A 17,289-nucleotide genomic window follows, 5' to 3' on the forward strand; every position below is an offset into this window, starting at 1 on the left:
GTCACGCCATCGCCCAGGGCAGCGGCCCCTCGGTGTAGTCGGGTTCGTCGAGCCGGAGCAGGGCTTCCACGGCCGGGTCGGCGAGCAGCTCGGCGACCCGGAGGCCGGTGTTGCCGTCGCCGTACGGGCAGGGCAGCGCCGCGATGTGCGCCAGCATCAGCGGCTGGCTGAGCCGGTGCGCGGCGGCCACGGCACGGTCGGCCTCCTCGTCGCTGCCGATGCCGGTGAGCACCGACGTGCCGGTCTCCACGCCCTCCCAGCGCGGGGTGGAGCGGCGCAGCACGACGGCCGGGACGCCGAGGTAGGACGCCTCCTCCTGCAGCCCGCCCGAGTCGGTGACCACGACCCGGCTGGTGGCCAGCTCACGGAGCAGCTCGTCGTACGGCAGCGGATCCTCGCAGGTGACGCCGGGCACCGAGGCGAGCCGCTCGGCCAGGCCGAACTCGCTGAGGCGGGCGCCGGTGCGCGGGTGGATCGGGAACCGTACCGGGCCGATGTCGGCGAGCCGCGCGACCACGTCGATGAGCCGGGCGAGACGGGCGGGGTCGTCGACGTTCGTGGCGCGGTGGGCGGTCACCAGGACGCCGGTGCGGTCGGCCGGGGCGACCGGGGTGATGCCCCGGTTCCGCAGCGCGTCGATGACCGGGTTGCCGACGATGAAGATCCGGTCCGCGTCGACGCCCTCCTCGGCGAGGAACCCTGCGGCCCGGCCGGTCGGCGCGAAGTGCAGCTGCGCGGTGGCGGCGGCGACCCGGCGGTTGACCTCTTCGAGGCTGCGCGGGTTGAAGCTGCGCAGGCCCGCTTCGAGGTGGGCGAACGGGATGCCGGCGGCTCGGGCGGCCAGCGCGTAGGCGGGGACGGTGTGGGTGTCGCCCAGCGCGAGCACGAGGTCGACCGGATGATCCCTCAGAACGGAGTCGGCGCCGGACAGCACCGCACCGAGCCGGTTCCCGTCGGCGGGCAGGGTCAGGCTCACGTCGGGCCTCAGACCCAGATCCCGTTGTACGTCGCCCGCCATCGCGGCGTCGGTGTGCTGGCCGGTGTCGACGGTCACCACCGTGTGCCCGTGCGCGCGCAGAGCGGCGACGACCGGCGCGAGTTTGATCACCTCCGGCCGGGTGCCGAACGGGACGAGGATTCGTTTGCTGCTCATCGGGCGGCCCCTACGAGATCGGCGGAGGTGTAGAAGACCTCGCTGAAGTAGCGGGCCATCCGCATCCCCGGTGTGAACGTCAGTTCGGGCAGGTCGGCGGCCGGGTCGAGGATCCCGGCGACGTACGTGCCGACCACGTCCGCGCCGGCCGCGAGGGTCAGCGGCAGGCCGCCGGAGAACCGCGGGTTGACCTCGACGATCGTCACGGTCCCGTCCGGGTGGACGAAGCCCTGCACGTTGGCGGGCCCGCTGTGCCCGACGGCCCGCAGGGTGGCCGCGACCATCGCGGTGACCTCGGGGGACGCGAACGTGGTGCCGCGCACCGAGATGCCGCCGCGGGTCTCGTCCCGCCAGCGCGGCACGCAGGCGAGCATCCGGCCGTCCCGGGCGACCAGCGCGTCGGCGGTGAACTCCCGGCCGTCCAGCCGGGTCTGCACGATCGCGCCCGGAACCGTGAAGAACGCGTGCGGCAGGTCGGCCGGCTCGTCGACGAACACCACGTCCCGGCTGCCCCGGCCGCGGGCCGGTTTGACCACCCACGGGCCGGGGACCAGGCCGGCGGTGTCGGCGGTCCAGGCGGTCGCCGGATGCGGCACGCCGGCAGCGTGCAGCGCGGTCGCGAAAGCGATCTTGTCGAGGCAGGTCTCCGCGGAGGCCGGGTCGGGAAGCCAGGTACGGACACCCATCTCGTCGAGGCGTGCCGAGAGCGGGGCCAGGGCGTGGTATTCCTCGGCGACGGTGCAGACCAGCGCCAGAGGCCGGCGTTCGTGCAGGACCGCGAGCAGCTTCCCGGCGTACGAGGGATGGTCTGCTCGCGGAAGCACCGCGGAGTGACCGGCGAGACGGAGCCCGACCCCGTCGGGGTTGGCGTCCAGGGCGAGAACCTCGTCGCCGGCGCCCTGGAGCGCCTGGATGACCGCCACACCGGCCGGGCCGCCCGCACCCGTGACGGCGATCAACCGGCCGGTGCCGGCGACGGACTCGGCGGTGGGGGTGCGCATCAACCAGGCACGAGCCCAGAGCCGCAACGCGATCACGTCGTGGTTGGCGATCGGCTCCCACTGCCGGGCCGCCACCGCGTCGGCCAGCGCGTCCAGCACTCCCAGGTCGGTCTCGTGGGTGGCCACCGCGAGCAGCGTCGCGGTGTGCACGCCCAGACCCTTGCCGGCGAGCTCGCGGACGATGGCGGCGCGGCGGGCGGCGTTCTCGTGACCGACCCGGTAGTCGACGCGGGTCCGCTCCCGGCGCCGGGCCAGCCGCACCGACAGCGCCCGCGGCAGGATCTTGCGGTGCAGGAACGCCGCCACCTGGACCTTCGACGCCTTCGGCGCGTCCTCATCGGCGAGCGGCACCCGGTGGCCGAGCCCGGGACGCGCCCAGGCCTCCGGCCGGTCCGCGGTGTGCCGTCCCGTGTGGTCCTGCTCGGCGCGCTGGGCGTCGTACATCGTCATTCCGATCATGATGAGCAGTCCGATCAGGGTGTAGGCGAAATTGATGACCGCGCCGATCCAGTCGTGGAAGAAGACCAGCGCGTCCACGGCGAAGTACCGGCCGGCCAGCAGCGACAGCAGGAGCCGGAGCTGGTTGGCGGCGAGGACGAAGACGCTCGCGACCAGGAAACCGGCCAGGACCTGAGGGCGTTCGCGCAGCACGATGACGGCCAGCGCGGCGAGAGCCAGGACGCTGGACAGGATCGAGCAGGAGCCGGTCATCGTGGCGGTCACCGGTTCGAATCCGGGGCCGAAGACGATGAAGGAGTCGCCCAGCGCCGCCGACACCCGGTCGACGCCCATCGCCATGATGATCTGCTCGCAGATGCGGACCTCGAAGTGCCGGGCCCAGTCGATGAAGAGCAGGTAGCCGCTCACGCAGCCGGCCACCGCCAGCCCCATTTCGATCATGACGAGCTGGCGGCGGCGGGTCGTCGCGGCCGGCACCAGGCGTCGCGATGCCCGCTGGTGCAGAGCATGATCGAGGCGGCGGGCGATGAGGGTCATGCGGCGGCTCTCTCCGGTACGGCGGGAGCCGGCGCGGCGACGACCGCGCTCGTCGCACCGGACCGAGCCGTCTTCGACCAGCTGTAGGTCGTCCCCCACATCCCGTCGGCGTAGGCCTTGGTGGCCGTCAGGATCGACATCCCGAACGCGGGGATGAATCCGACCAGCATCCACACGGCCTTCCGCGACACCCTGCCGAGCACCAGTCCTACCGCCAGCTCGGTGAACGGTCCCGCGAACAGCAACGCCGACAGCGAGATCATCTGGATGAAGGACGCCCCGCCGATCCCGAAGGCCCGCAGCCCGATCAGCACCAGGCCCACCCCGCACAGCACCGGCACGTGATAGACCCAGAGGAAGAGGATCGTCTCCAGCTTCTCCATCGGGGACAGGTGACGGCTGCGCAGGACCGGCCGCCAGTAATCCCGCAGGCACTTCTGATGACCGCGGGCCCACCGGTACCGCTGCCGCCAGAACCGGCTGTTCGAGAGCACGGCCTCCTCGAAGTCCACGGCTGTCGAGTCGTACCGGACCCGGTACCCGTCGAGCAGCAGCCGCAGCGTGAGGTCGGTGTCCTCGGTGACGGTGTGCGGGTTCCATCCACCGAGCGCCCTGATCAGGTCGGTGCGGACCGCGCAGTTGGCGCCGCCGTACGCGGGAAGCTCGAAGAGGGCCTGCCGGCCGTACTCGTTCACGAGATACCCGGACAGGTAGTCGATGAAGATCGTCGAAGCGAGATTGGACTCGACGCCGTTGCGCACGACGCAGCGGCCCATCACGGCGCCGACGCGCGGATCCCGGAAATGCCGGACGAGCCGGCGCAGAACGCTCGACTCGGGCTGGTGGTCGGCGTCGAAGATGACCGCGATCTCGGCGTCGACCAGCGCGAGAGCGTCGTTGAGGGCGCCGGACTTGCCACCGCCGGCGCCGGGCTGCCGGTGCAGGACCTTGAGCCGGGGATTCGCCGCGTGCCAGGCGTCGAGTTTCGCGCCGGTCCCGTCGGTGGAGGCGTCGTCCACCACGACGACCGTCAGGCGATCAGGCGGATACGACAGGTCGAGCATCGCCGCGACCATGCCGTCGACGACCAGTTCCTCGTCCTTGCAAGCGACGAGGACCGCGATCGACGGCGTGTAGGTCTCGACGCCGATGACCGGGGCGTCCAGGTCCCGTTCGGCCCAGCGGGCCGCCGAGACCGCGAACGCGAGGTGCCGGAAGAAGAAGAGCAGGAACACGATGTTCAGCACGGTCGCCGCCCAGCCGAGCGTCCGATCCACTCCGGCCAGCGCGAACGCGGCGACGAGGATCAGGGCATGGGTGAGCAGGCCGCGCCGGAAGTGGTCCGGCACGCGGCGGTGGCGCCCCCTTCCGGCAGGGAGCGCCACGCCACCGGTCACGCGGCGACCATCTCAGCAAGCGAGGAGGACTGATGGGGCAGGGCGATGGGCGGCGCCAGATCCCACACGAAGCGGGCCGGCATGAACGCCTCCGCGAACCGCACCCGGGCCTGCGCGCCGAAGTGCCGCGCCGAGGCCGCCACCACCTCCGGGTCGACCATCGCCGACGCCTCGACCTGGCTGCTGTGACACGCCAGCGCGTCGATCTTGCGGTCCAGGTGCGCCGAGATGTCCACGTAGACGGTCGGCTCGAACCGGGTCGTCGACGGGCTGCGGTAGTGCAGGATCCGCCGGCTGTGCCGGGCCGCCGAGATCGTCGCCGCCGCGACCGCCCGGTGGTCCTGGTGCGAGTCGTCCGGCGCGTGCACGTAGACGACGTCCGCCTCCACCTGCCGGATCGCCTGCTCGATGACGGCCACGGTGGCGGCGTCCGGGGCGACGGCGCAGTCCACGAGACCGCCCCAGATCAGGCCGCAGTCCAGGTTGCGGGCGGCCGCCTCGGCCTCGGCCCGGCGTCCGCCGACCTCTCCGGGTCCGTTCTGCCCGCCGGTCATCACGAGCATGGTGACCCGGTCGCCGGCTGCCCGATGAGCGGCGAGGGTGCCGCCGCAGCCGAGCTCGATGTCGTCGGGGTGCGCGCCGATGGCCAGGACGCTGCGCATCGTCACGGCTGGGTCACCGTACGACGCTTGCGCCAGAAGAAGATGCCACCGCCCACCAGAGCGGCGATCAGCAGCGCCAGCAGCGGGCCGGAGCCGTTGCCGCCGGCCGGCAGGCTCACGTCGCGGCCGCAGGTCGGCTTGTTCCAGTGCGCCGTGACGTTCTTGCCGCCGACCTTCCAGGTGGCCTGGGTGTCCTTGGAGATCCAGCCGGTCGCGAACGACGCCTTGTGGGTGCCCGGCTCGAAGCGCGTGGTCACCTTCGCGTCGGTGCTCTTGCTGGTGCCGCTCAGCACGACCTTGTTGTTGTCGCCGGCGTCGATCTTGCCGGTCTTGCTCGCCGAACTGACGTAGCCGAAGACCGCACGGTACGTGTTCGTCTTGCTGTCCTGCACGACGCAGTCGCAGGTCGGCGTGCCGGAGAAGGTCTGCCACGTCGCGGCGGCGGGCGTGGAGTTCAGCACGAGTACCGTCGCGATCGCCGCGACCAGCGCGGCTCCGGACGCTGCCAGCAGCGCACGGCGCCGCCGCAGTGACTGGGGCACGAGACTCATGGGTTACCTCCGCAGGTCTTCCGGACACGCCGGGTGGCGCGTCGTACCCATCGGCCTCCCCGGGCCCCGACTGAGTAGCGGGCGGGTTGCACGGTCTTTCTGTAAGGGTGTGCCGACTTCGCCCGCTCTTGCAGCGAAATACGCGATTCCGTCTCCGGTTCGCCTTCGGGAACCCTTGATGATCTTCGGTAACGTCTCCGGCCATGACGCTCACCGATGTCCTCGCCCGCGCCGCCGCGGAGGCCCCCGGCCAGGGGATCGTGCACGCCGGCGAGGAGGAGCGCCTGGTCACCTACGCGGACCTCTGGTCGGACGCGCTGCTGGTGGCCGGTGGACTGCGTGCGGCAGGTCTGGCCCCCGGCGACCCGGTGCTGGTGGTGGCATCGGACAGCACCGAGTTCCTGCCGCTGTTCTGGGGCGCCGTGGTGGCGGGGCTGGTGCCCGTACCCCTGCCCGCGGAACCGGACCGCCTGGCCGCCGTCTGGCGTCACCTCTCCTCGCCGCCGCTGGCCGGCGACGACGTGCTGCCCGGCGCCCGGCACCTGCCGCTGACGTCACTGCGCGCGGCGGCGCCCCTGCCCGAGCCGCACCGGGCCGGCCCCGACGACCTGGCGTTCCTGCAGTTCTCGTCGGGCAGCACCGGCATCCCGAAGGGCGTCGAACTCACCCACCGCAACGTGGTCGCCAACCTCGAACAGGCCGCCGCCGCCACCGGCGCGGACTCCTCCGACGTGGTCGTGACCTGGATGCCGTACTTCCACGACATGGGCCTGATCGGCACCCACCTCACCCCGGTGCACCTCCGGTGCCGCCAGGTCCGGATCAGCCCGCTCACCTTCGCGAAACGCCCGTGGGTGTGGCTCGAAGTCGCCGCGGCCCACCGCGCCACCATCCTGTCCGCGGCGAACTTCGCCCTGGCCCTGGTCCTGCGCCGGGTACCGGACGCGATGCTCGACGGGCTCGACCTCAGCAGCGTGCGGCTCGTGATGGTCGGCGCCGAGCCGATCTCCCCCGCGGTGTGGCGGGCCTTCGCCGGCCGGATGTCCCGGACCGGGCTGCCGGCGTCGGCGCTCGCCCCGGTGTACGGACTCGCCGAAGCGACGGTGGCGGTCGCCTTCCCGCCGATGGGGGAGGTCGCGGCGCCGGTCTCGGTGAGCAGGGCCGCTCTGTCGCGTGGGGTGGCCGTCGATGCCGCCTCTCCCGGTTCGGCGGTCGAGTTCATGGACGTCGGGTATCCCGTTCCCGGCTGCTCCGTTCGGATCGTCGAGGCGGGGGCGGTTCTGGAAGACGGATTGGTGGGGCAGATCGAGGTCAGTGGGCCGAATGTGACTCGCGGATATCACCGTGGGGGGCGGGTGTCGTCGTGGCTACCGACCGGAGATATCGGATTTATCCGTCATGGGCGGCTTGTGGTCACCGGTCGGGAAAAAGACGTCCTCTTCGTGAACGGCCGCAACTTTCACGCCGCCGACCTGGAGGAGGTGGTTGCGGGTCTGCTCGACGGCCCGGTGGCGGTGGTGGGCGCCGGCGATCCGGCGTCCGGCCGCGAAGTCGTCGCCGTCTTCCTCTCGACGCCGGCGGTCCGCGCCGATCCCGCGGTGACCGAGCGGGTCCGGAGGCGCGTGGCCGAAGCGCTGGCCTACGACAACGTCCGTGTCGAGGTGGTGCCCCGAGGCGCCTTCACCCGCACCACGAGCGGCAAGCTGCGCCGCCACCTGCTGAGAGACCGCCTCCTGGCCACCCTCGCGGATCAAGCCGCGGATCATCGCGCCCTCTCGGACCCGGCCGTGGATCATCGCGCCCTCTCGGACCCGGCCGCCGGTCATCGCGCCCCCTCGGACCCGGCCGCCGGTCATCGCGCCCTCTCGGACCCGGCCGCGGGTCATCGCGGTCCCTCAAGTCCGGATCTTGGATCGCGGTCGGCGATGGAAGACCTGGTCCGCACGATCTGGGCACGAGTCCTCCAGGTCGAACCCACGACGATCGGCCCCCACGACCGCTTCCTCGCGATCGGCGGCTCCTCCCTGGCAGCCATGGAAGTCCTCGCCGATCTCGAAGACGCCCTCGGCCGCACCCTCGACCCCGCCCTCCTCCGCGACGGCGCGACGATCCCCGCACTGGCCGACCGCCTCCTCTCCCCGGCGGTCACCCCGACCTCTCGCCCGCGAGCCGACGACAGCACCGGCGATCTGGCGGTCATCGGCATGGCCTGCCGTTTCCCCGGGGCCGACACTCCCGAGCAGTTCTGGGACAACCTGCTCAACGGACGGGACGAGGTCACCGACGGCGGTGCGTTCCTGGACGGCCGGGAACTGTTCGATGCGGAGTACTTCGCAATCCGAGATACCGAAGCTCGTCACCTCGACCCGCACGCCCGGATCTTCCTGGAACTGGCGCACGAAGCCCTGGAACGAGCCGGCTACGCGGGCCCGCGCCGCCACCAGCACCGGATCGGCGTCTTCGCGGCGGTGGGCGAATCCGGCTACCCCGAACTCATCCGCGACGCCGGCCTCGACGACCCGCACGCCTTGACCGGCACGCTCCGCAACCTCACCGCGGCCCGCGTCGCCCACCTGCTGGACCTGCGCGGCCCGGCACTGGCGATCGACACCGCCTGCTCCTCCGCGCTGGTGGCCCTGCACACCGCACGACTCAGCCTGGCAGCCGGCGACTGCGACATGGCGCTGGTCGGCGGCGTGAACCTCAACCTGACCAGTACCGGACACGATCTTCTCACCGGCGTCCAGGCCCTCTCCCCGACCGGCCGCTGCCGAGCGTTCGCCGACGACGCCGACGGCTTCGTCCCCGGCGAAGGCGGCGCCGTGCTGGTCCTGACCCGCCACCCCGCCGCCGACGACCGGGTGCTCGCCCTGATCAAGGGCACAGCAGTGAACAACGACGGCCGCTCGCTCAGCCTGATGGCCCCGAACCCGCTACGCCAGCGGGAGGTGATCACCGAGCCCTACCAGCGGATGGGCATCGACCCGGACGACGTCACGTACATCGAGGCACACGGCACCGGCACTCCGGTGGGCGACCCGATCGAAGCCCGTTCCCTGGCTCACGCCTTCCCTCCCCGGCCCGGCGGCGAACCGCGCCTGCTCGGCTCGGTGAAGACCAATATCGGTCACCTTCTCAACGCCGCGGCGATGCCGGCGCTGGTCAAGGTGATCCTGGCGTTCCAGCACGGCGAACTCCCACCGTCCCTGCACCACCACACCCCGTCGCGCCGCTTCGACCTGAAGGCGGCGGGCTTCGAGTTCCTCACCGAACGCCGCCCCTGGACCGGCCCCCTGGCAGCGGTGAACAGCTTCGGTTTCGGCGGCACCAACGCCCACGCCGTCCTGGCCGCGCCCCCGCAGACCGCACCTGACCGATACGGATCAGACGTCGGCCCCCACCTGCTGACTCTCTCGGCGGCTTCTCCTCAGGCTCTGCTGACGGCCGCCACCGACCTGGCCGAGCACCTGCGCCGCCATCCCGGCCTGCCCGGACGCGACGTCTGCGCGACGGCCTCTACTTCGCGCGACGATCAGCCGTACCGTCTCGCTCTGATCTCCGGAAGCGACCTCCCAGCCCGTCTCGCCGCGGCGAGGGTGAGGCCGCGACCGGGCCGCGCACCCCGCATCGCCTTCCTCTCCGGCGATCCGGTCACCGTTCTGCCTGGTCAGAGCCTTCCCCTGTACGAGTCAGCGCCCGCTTTACGAACCACCCTCGACAAGATCTCCGCCGCCACCGGTCCGATTGCGGGCCGCACTCTCCGTGATTGGTGCACCGACCCGGACGTGCCGGCGGCGGACCTGTCCCGCCCCGAGGTCCGCAGCGCGGTGGTCTCCGCAGTGGCAGCGGCGAAGTCAGCCCAGCTCAAGGCCTACGGGATTCGCGCCGAAGCCGAGTCGCCGGCCGTTGCCATCGAGCAGTTGCGTGCGCAGGGTTTCGACACGTTCGTCGACCTGACGGCAGCCTCTGACACGGTGGTCGCCACCTCCGGCGCAGGGGTCGCCACCTCCGGCTCGGTGATCGCCGCCGGGTGGACGGCCCGCGCGATGCTGGAAACCGTAGGTGAGCTCTGGGAACGAGGCGCAACCCTGGATCGTTCCCGGCTGGACGAAGGCACCCGCCGGGTACCGCTGCCGACCTACCCGTTCCAGCGCCGCCGCCACTGGATCTCCCCACCGGCAACCCTGGCGACGCCGACCTGGTCCCCGTCCCCGCTGACCGCTTCTGATCCCACGGGTGATTTGTCGATAATGCGGGCACCTTTCACCGCGATGACAGCCCCGACCCACGGTCATCTCCTTGTCATCACGGACAATGCCCTGCAAACCGGCACCACCGCGGAGACGCCCGATCCCACCCACGCGATCCACATAGGCCTCGCCATGGCCTGGGCCGACGAGAACCCCCAGCTGGGCGTGCGCATCGTCGACCTCTCCACGACCGACTCCGAGGAGTCCCGGCAAGCCGCGATAGAGCAGGAATGCCAAGCTCCGCCCGCACCGGGACCAGCCTCGATGGTCGCCTGGCGAGCAGGCCGGCGCCTGCACCGAACCTTCACCGAACCCGAGTCCGACCGCGAACCCGAGCCCGAACGCGAACCCGAACGCGAACCCGAGCCCGAACGCCAGCCCGAGCCCGAACGCCAGCCCGAGCCCGAGCGCGGGCTCGCGCCTGGGCCCGGGCCTGGGCTCGGGCCCTCGACCGCTACTGCTCATCTGCCTGCCGATGGCAGCTATCTCATCGTGGGTGGGGCCGGTGCCGTAGGTAGCACCATCGCCCGCGACCTCGCCCGCCGCGGAAGGCCATCGCTGCTGCTGACAGGTCGTTCGAAGGAACCGGAGCCGCTGCTGTCCGAACTCCGGAAGCTCGGAGCCGACGCCGAATACCGGATAGCCGACATAGCCTCGGAAAGCGACGTGGCCGCCCTGACCGCCGGCCGCACCTTCGACGTGGTCATCCACGCGGCAGGCGTGGTGCGCCCCGGCAGCCTGCGATCAAAAACAGCCACCGAGATCGCCGAGGTCCTGTCGGCCAAGGTGGACGGCACCCGTCTGCTGGCAGCAGCCGTGGCCGACCACCGCCCCCTGTTCATAGCGCTGTCCTCGGTGTCCTCGGTGATTCCGGGCCTGGCCGGGGCGATCGGCGACTACGCGGCGGCGAACGCTTTCCTCGACTCCTTCGCGACCGCCCGGCGCAGCGCAGGCCACCCCTTCGTGTCCGTCAACCTCCCGCCCCTGACCGGCAGCGGCCTGGCAGCGGACCTGCCGAGCGCTCAACTCCCCGTCACCGAGGTGCCCGACCTGCTCCGAGCCGCCGTAGCCCTGAACGCGGCCCAGGTTTTGGTGACACCCGGCTCCAAGATTTCTCGCCCGAGCTCGACACCCGACACTCCCCTCAAATCCGATATTTCGTATATGTCGCCCGAGACGGATCGTCGTGACGCAGATGAGCTGGCCGGACTCGTTCGGGAACTCCTCGCCACCCCCCTCGACCGCGATGCAGCGACGATCGGCCTCGACGAACCGTTCCTGACGCTGGGCCTGGATTCCCTGACCGCTGTGGACCTGGTCAAGGAACTCGAAACCACCCTGGGCCGCCCGCTGTCGACCACGCTCTTCTTCGAGCACCGCACCATCGGCGAGCTGGCCCGCCACCTAGCCGCGACCACCGCCGCCGAAGTCCACGGTGAGCCGGCCGAGGCCGCCCACCACGGCACTGGACTCGTCCCGCTCAGTCCGGTGCAGCGCGCCTTCCACACGTCCGGGCGGCTCTATCCCGAGGTGCCGGCCTACGCGTACGTCCGCCAGACCGTGACCGCCCCCCTCGACCCGACCCGGCTCCGGACCGCCTTCACCGCCCTGGAGCAGCGCCACCCGATGCTGCGCGCCCGGATCACCGCGGACGGCCAGCGCTTCACCACGACCGATTCTGCCCCGTGGTTCACCGTCCAGGAGCTGGACCGGCCGATCGAGGTGCTCGATGCCGAGCTGCGGAACCGGACCTTCGATCTGGAGCGGGAGTCCCCCATCCGCGCGGTTCTGGCTACGACTGGTCAGGATCGGTCACACCTGATCGTCGTAGCTCATCACGCGGCCGCCGACGGCTTCAGCCTCGCCATCCTCGGCGACGACCTGTGGTCCCTCTACGCGGGCACGGCGCCGGCTCCGTCTCCCGCGGCGACCTTCGAGGATCACGAGAGATCTCGTACGGGCGCGAAGCCGTCCGACATCGACCATTGGCGACAGGCGCTCGCCGGGTATCCGCCACTGGCGCTGCCGTTCGACGGCCCGGCGGAACCGCGGCCGCCCTACGCCGTGCACCAGGTCTCGGCCGGGCCGGACACGGCCGCGCGACTCGAGCTCGTGGCCCGGGATGCCGGGGTGTCGCTGTTCCATCTGCTGCTGGCGGGCTACGTGCGGTGCCTGTCGCGGTGGGCCGGCCAGTCCACGGTTCCGGTACTCGTCGCCCGAGCCGGCCGTGACGCCCGCCTGCCCGGAATCGATCGGATCGTGGGCCCGTTCGCCGACACGCTCCCGGTGCTGGCGACGGTCGACCCGGACGAGCCGGTGACGGCGCTCGCGGCCCGGCTCCGGGACGAGTGGCTGATCAGCGAGCAGCACGGCTCGGTGTCGACCGTGGACCTGGCACGCCTGCTGACGATGAACGGGAACGGTCCTCGCACGGCAAGCCCGGCCAGTTTCAGCTTCGCACGCTTCCCGTCGGCCGGGGTGACCGAAGCAGATCAGGTAGTGGAGACGTTCGCGGGCACCGCGTCGGCCGCCACCCGCCTGGGCCTGGTCTGCTTCGAGGCCCACGGCACACTGCACTTCTCCTGGAACCACCCGGCCGCCTCGCTGACACCGGAGACGGTGACCCGCTGGGCCGCCGAACACCTGACCGAGCTGACTGCCCTGACCGAACCGGCAGCCCTGACCGAGTCGGCAGCGCGAGCGGAGGCGGTGGACGGAATATCGGTTCCGGTCATCGAGCGGATCCGCGCCCAGTGCCGGCAGACCCCGGCGGCCACGGCCGTGCTCACCGACGGCGAACCGCTCTCCTATCTCGACCTCGACCTGGCATCGGACCGGGTGGCGGCCCGACTCGCCGCGACCGGCACCCGGCGGATCGGCCTCATGACGGGTCGCGGAGCAGAGACCGTCATCGGACTTCTCGGCATCCTCAAAGCGGGCGCCGCATGGGTCCCTCTCGACGTGAGCCACCCGCCGGCCAGGCTCGCCGATCACCTGCGCCGGGCCGGCGCCGGCGCCCTGGTCTGCGACGATTCCACGCACGAAGCCGCTCACACTCTGACCAGCGCGAACCGGCTCACGCTCGTCAACACGCGAACAGCCCCACTCGGCACTCCCCCGCCGATCACCGCCGGCGCCGGCGACGTCGCCTATGCCATCTTCACTTCGGGGTCGACCGGCCGCCCCAAAGGCGTGCCCATCAGTCACCGGGCGATGACGAACTACCTGGACTGGGCGATCGCCGAGTTCGGCTACCACCCCGGCGACCGCCTCGCTCAGACCGCCTCGATCTGCTTCGACGCGTCGGTGCGGCAACTCCTCGCCCCACTGCTGGTGGGCGCCACCGTCGTCGCCTGGAATCATGACGTTCTCCGCGATCCGGACCGCCTGCTCGACCGGATCGAGCAGGATCGGATCACCGTGTGGAGTTCGGTGCCGACACTGTGGGAGCGAGTCCTCCGAGCCGCCGGGAAACGGCCGTCACCACCGGACCTCACGGCCCTCCGCTGGGTCCACGTAGGCGGGGAAGAGCTGTCGCCGGAGCACGTCCGCCGCTGGTTCGACCTGTTCGGAAACGGTCAGCGGATCACCAACCTCTACGGTCCGACCGAGACCACCATCAATGCCACCTTCCACGTGATCAGCAAGCGGCCGGCGGACGACGTGCTGCGGCTGCCGATCGGGCGGCCGGTCGGCGGGACCGTCGTCGAGGTGATCGATTCCGGCGGACGGCGGTGCGGGCCAGGTGAGATCGGCGAGCTGACGATCGGCGGGATCGGGCTGTCCGAGGGATACCTCGATGATCCGGAACAGACAGCCGCCGCGTTCGTGGAGCGGGACGGCCGGCGCTGGTATCGCAGTGGCGACCGGGTCACGCAGGATGCCGACGGACTGCTCTGGTTCCGGGGACGGGTCGACGACCAGGTAAAACTTCACGGCTACCGGATCGAGCCGGGCGAGGTGGAGGCAGTCCTGCGACGGCATCCGGGGATCGACGGTGCGACGGTGCGCGTCGACTCCGGCCGCCTCGTAGCCCGGATCCAGCCCCGCCACGACGACGAGGTCCCGACCGAAAGCGAACTCCGGTCGTTCGCCGAGGAATGGCTGCCGGGTTACCTGGTCCCGGCCCGTTTCGAGACGGTCGCCGCCCTGCCGCTCACCCCCACTGGCAAGGTCGACCGGACCGTCCTGTCCGACACTGAACAGCTCCTGGCGAAGGTCTGGTCCGAACAGCTCTCCATCAGCCGGATCGGCCGTGACGACGACTACTTCGCGCTCGGCGGCGACTCGATCAGCGTCCTCGACATGTTCGCCACGCTGGAGGGCTCGTTCCCGGTCCTCCCCCGCCCCACGGTGATCTACCAGAACCGGACATTGGCCGCTCTCGCAGCAGCCATCGACGCCGGCGTCCTGTCCGATGAAGACCACGATTCGGGTACGCCGGAAGCCCGCACGTTCCCGCTCACCCCGAGCCAGCGGGGCTACCTGCTGGCCGATGCCGTAGGCGCCCCGTCGACCTGGCTGGCAGCCCCACGCCTGCACGGCCCCGTCGACCTCGACCGTTTCCAGCAGGCCGTGGACGTCCTCGTCGGGCGGCATCCGATGTTACGCACCGTGTTCGACCCTGCTGCCCGCCCGCCGACCCAGCGCGAACTCGCCGACCCGGGTCGACTGACGGTCACCTACGAATCGCACCCGAGGCCGCTCGCCGACGAACTCGCCGACGAGCGCGCCCACCGCTTCGACCCCGCGAGCTGGCCGCTGCTGCGCCTCCGGCTGCTCCGGACCACACCTCTCGACCACGTGCTGATCATGCATGCGCACCACCTGATCGGCGACGGCTACAGCGTGCATCTGCTGGTCAGGGAGCTCTTCGCGATCTACGACGGGCGCACGCTCCCGCCGTTGCGGTCGAGTTTCCGGGACTACGCGCGACTGGTCGACGGCCTGACGCCGGAGGTGGTCGAGGGCGTCCTGCTCGGCACCGGCGCCGTCGAGTCCGCCGCCGTCACGGTGACGGGCCGGGTGCCGTTCCCGGCGGTCCTCACCGCGTACCGTCGTGCCCTGACCCGGATCCTCGGCGAGCCGGCACCGGTGATCGGCGTCGCGGTGACCGGTCGTGACCACTCCCTCCCGGACCTGCCCCGGATCTTCGGCCCGTGTGCGACGGCGGTGGCGGTGAATCCGGCCACGACGACCGAAAACGACATGGCAGCGGCTTTGGCTGAGGCACGGACTCGGTCGTTCGTCGCGCCGCACGGGTGGCGGTTCTTCCTCACTCACCTCGACTTCGACGCGCTCGGCCCGCTGCACGGTGAGACCCTCGGCCTGACCTGGGACGACACCGGATCTGAACTGGTCGTGCCGCCCGGCACCGAGGTCATGCTCGCCACCCGGCCGGTCGACGGCGGACTGCGGCTCACCCTGCGGGGACGCACGTCCGCGGAGACGCTACGACGACTGGCCGTCGAGCTCCGGTCCGATCTGGAACAGCCTGCGGCACTCGATGCGGCGCTGATCGGCTACCTCCCGGCGCCGGCGCAGATCACGGGGATGATTCCGGATGCGGTACGGGCGGCGCTGCCGGTCCTGGACCGCGAGTCGATCAGGGCTGCCCTGTTCCCGGACGGACGGGCACGGCTGCTCGAATCGGTCACCACACCACTCGGCCGATCGGGATTCGTGTGCTTGCCGAGATTCGCCGACGAGCTGGGCGACAACGGTCTCGCCGCGGAAGCCGCCGCCGCGGTGGACATCGCCGCGCAGCACGGTGCCCGTACCGTCTCGCTCGCCGGCATGATCCCGGCGCACACCGGCTACGGCGAGGCCGTCGTCGCTCGCATCCGTTCGACCGCGCTGGTCACTACCGGTCATGCGGTGACGGCTGCTTCGGTGGTGCGCACGACGCTGGCCGCCCTGGCGGCACAGGGCCGGAGTCTCGCCGGCAGCACGGTGGCGATCCTGGGCGCCGGTTCGATCGGCAGCTCTTCCCTGCGGCTGCTGATCGACCGTGCCCCGGAAGGCCCCGCCGCCCTGATCCTCTGCGATCTCCCGGCGGCCACCGACCGCCTGACCGACCTGGCCGCATCGATCCAGGCAACCGCCGCCACCCGCCCTCTCGCAGTGGAGATCTCCGCCGGCACTCCCGCTGCGCCGGATGCGGTCTACCGGGCGGATGTCATCATCGCGGCCGCGAGTGGTGGGCCCGGGACGCTCGATGTCGATCGGCTACGGCCCGGGACGATCGTGGTCGACGACTCGTTCCCGCACTGCTTCGACACCGGGAGAGCGCTGGCCCGGATGCGCGAACGTGGCGATGTTCTGATCACCGGCGGCGGGCTGCTCGACTGCGGGCCGTCGGCGTACGAGGTGGCGCCCGGGCTTCCCGACGTCCGGCTCGGGATGCCCGGCACGATCGCGTCCTGCCGGCTGGAGTCGCTGCTGCTCGCGGCCACGCCCGGGCTGCCGCAGGTGCTCGGGCCGGTCAGCGCGGAACACGCGGCCGCCTACTGGGACGCCCTCGACGCCGCCGCCGTCCGGGCCGCCCCGCTGCACCTGCTCAACGAGGCACTGTGACGCCGGCCGGCTGCACCGCCGGGAGCGGTCGCCCGACGCGGCCGCGTCCCGCGCCGACCGGTTCGTCGGCGTTGTCCAGCCGGGTCCAGCCGATGGCGATCAGGGCCAGCGCCGCCGCATGCGTGGCGGCGGCGATGACGGGCAAATGGACACCCGTCGCATTCACGAACACCAGTACGTCGGAGGCCAGGAACAGCGCTCCACCTGCTGCGATCATCGGCGAAACCCCTGCCGCTGCCGCCGCCATCGCGGCCAGCGCGAGGCTGTAGAGCAGCACCGGTACGTGGAGGGCACCGAGTTCGTCGCCGAACAGCGCATTCGCCGATACCGCCAGCAACGCGAAGATCGCCGACGGGCCGGGAAGGGGCTTGGCCCGGTTCAGGAACGCGAGCGTCAGGCTCACCAGGGTGCCGAAGAAGAACAGCATGGCGGTCAGCAGGCCGCCCCGGTCCGGAATGAGCAGGGCCAGATCGCCGAGGGTGGCGAGACCGAGACCGTAGACGACGGCGTCCGGCTTCCTCCGTGTCTGCCGGATGTGCCAGATCAGCAGCGGGGCCAGCAGCGGACGGGCGATCCAGTGCAGTTCGGGCACGCCCGTCGTTGCGGCAGCCACCTCTACGGCGGCCGCCGCCGTGAACAGTTTCAGCGGCAGGCTACCCATCATGGCGCGCATTTTTCTGCCGCTTTCCGAAGCAAGTCAACC

General features: G+C 71.3%; 7 protein-coding genes. 1 reads left to right on the forward strand and 6 read right to left on the reverse strand.

Annotation, left to right across the window (positions count from 1 at the left end):
- Position 1 precedes the first annotated feature (1 nt).
- The 5 genes from wecB to EP757_RS41550 are packed head-to-tail and all read right to left on the reverse strand — an operon-like array spanning position 2 to position 5,760.
- A complete protein-coding gene (wecB, locus tag EP757_RS41530) occupies positions 2–1,153 on the reverse strand; it encodes a non-hydrolyzing UDP-N-acetylglucosamine 2-epimerase (protein ID WP_127553809.1) in 1,152 nt (383 codons plus the stop codon).
- Complete coding sequence (locus tag EP757_RS41535) at positions 1,150–3,150, reverse strand: ATP-grasp domain-containing protein (protein WP_127553810.1); 2,001 nt, start codon at positions 3,148–3,150, stop codon at positions 1,150–1,152. The genes wecB and EP757_RS41535 overlap by 4 nt, the downstream gene beginning before the upstream one ends.
- Positions 3,147–4,499: a glycosyltransferase gene (locus EP757_RS41540; protein WP_232050270.1), complete on the reverse strand. Its 1,353-nt coding sequence runs from the start codon at positions 4,497–4,499 to the stop codon at positions 3,147–3,149. Before EP757_RS41540 ends, EP757_RS41535 begins: the two co-directional genes overlap by 4 nt.
- Before the next feature lie 44 nt (positions 4,500–4,543).
- Entirely contained in the window at positions 4,544–5,209 is a 666-nt protein-coding gene (locus EP757_RS41545) for a PIG-L deacetylase family protein (protein ID WP_232050766.1), read from the reverse strand.
- Positions 5,210–5,211: 2 nt separating this feature from the next.
- Positions 5,212–5,760 carry a hypothetical protein gene (locus EP757_RS41550; RefSeq protein WP_127553813.1) on the reverse strand — a complete coding sequence of 183 codons (549 nt, stop codon included), beginning with the start codon at positions 5,758–5,760 and terminating at the stop codon, positions 5,212–5,214.
- Between the two features lie 203 nt (positions 5,761–5,963).
- On the opposite strand from EP757_RS41550, the gene EP757_RS41555 reads away from it, so the two are divergent.
- Positions 5,964–16,586 carry a non-ribosomal peptide synthetase gene (locus EP757_RS41555; protein ID WP_127553814.1) on the forward strand — a complete coding sequence of 3,541 codons (10,623 nt, stop codon included), beginning with the start codon at positions 5,964–5,966 and terminating at the stop codon, positions 16,584–16,586.
- Here the strand turns inward: EP757_RS41555 and EP757_RS41560 are convergent.
- Positions 16,570–17,250 carry a lysoplasmalogenase family protein gene (locus tag EP757_RS41560; protein ID WP_232050271.1) on the reverse strand — a complete coding sequence of 227 codons (681 nt, stop codon included), beginning with the start codon at positions 17,248–17,250 and terminating at the stop codon, positions 16,570–16,572. The genes EP757_RS41555 and EP757_RS41560 overlap by 17 nt on opposite strands.
- Between the last annotated feature and the right edge of the window lie 39 nt (positions 17,251–17,289).

Origin of the sequence: Actinoplanes sp. OR16, assembly GCF_004001265.1 — a bacterium.
Taxonomy (GTDB): domain Bacteria; phylum Actinomycetota; class Actinomycetes; order Mycobacteriales; family Micromonosporaceae; genus Actinoplanes.

Excerpts from the sequence above, each read along its gene's own strand:
- wecB (WP_127553809.1), bottom strand. The coding sequence starts at position 1,153 with ATGAGCAGCAAACGAATCCTCGTCCCGTTCGGCACCCGGCCGGAGGTG.
- EP757_RS41535 (WP_127553810.1), bottom strand. The coding sequence starts at position 3,150 with ATGACCCTCATCGCCCGCCGCCTCGATCATGCTCTGCACCAGCGGGCA.
- EP757_RS41545 (WP_232050766.1), bottom strand. The coding sequence starts at position 5,209 with ATGCGCAGCGTCCTGGCCATCGGCGCGCACCCCGACGACATCGAGCTC.
- EP757_RS41550 (WP_127553813.1), bottom strand. The coding sequence starts at position 5,760 with ATGAGTCTCGTGCCCCAGTCACTGCGGCGGCGCCGTGCGCTGCTGGCA.
- EP757_RS41555 (WP_127553814.1), top strand. The coding sequence starts at position 5,964 with ATGACGCTCACCGATGTCCTCGCCCGCGCCGCCGCGGAGGCCCCCGGC.
- EP757_RS41560 (WP_232050271.1), bottom strand. The coding sequence starts at position 17,250 with ATGATGGGTAGCCTGCCGCTGAAACTGTTCACGGCGGCGGCCGCCGTA.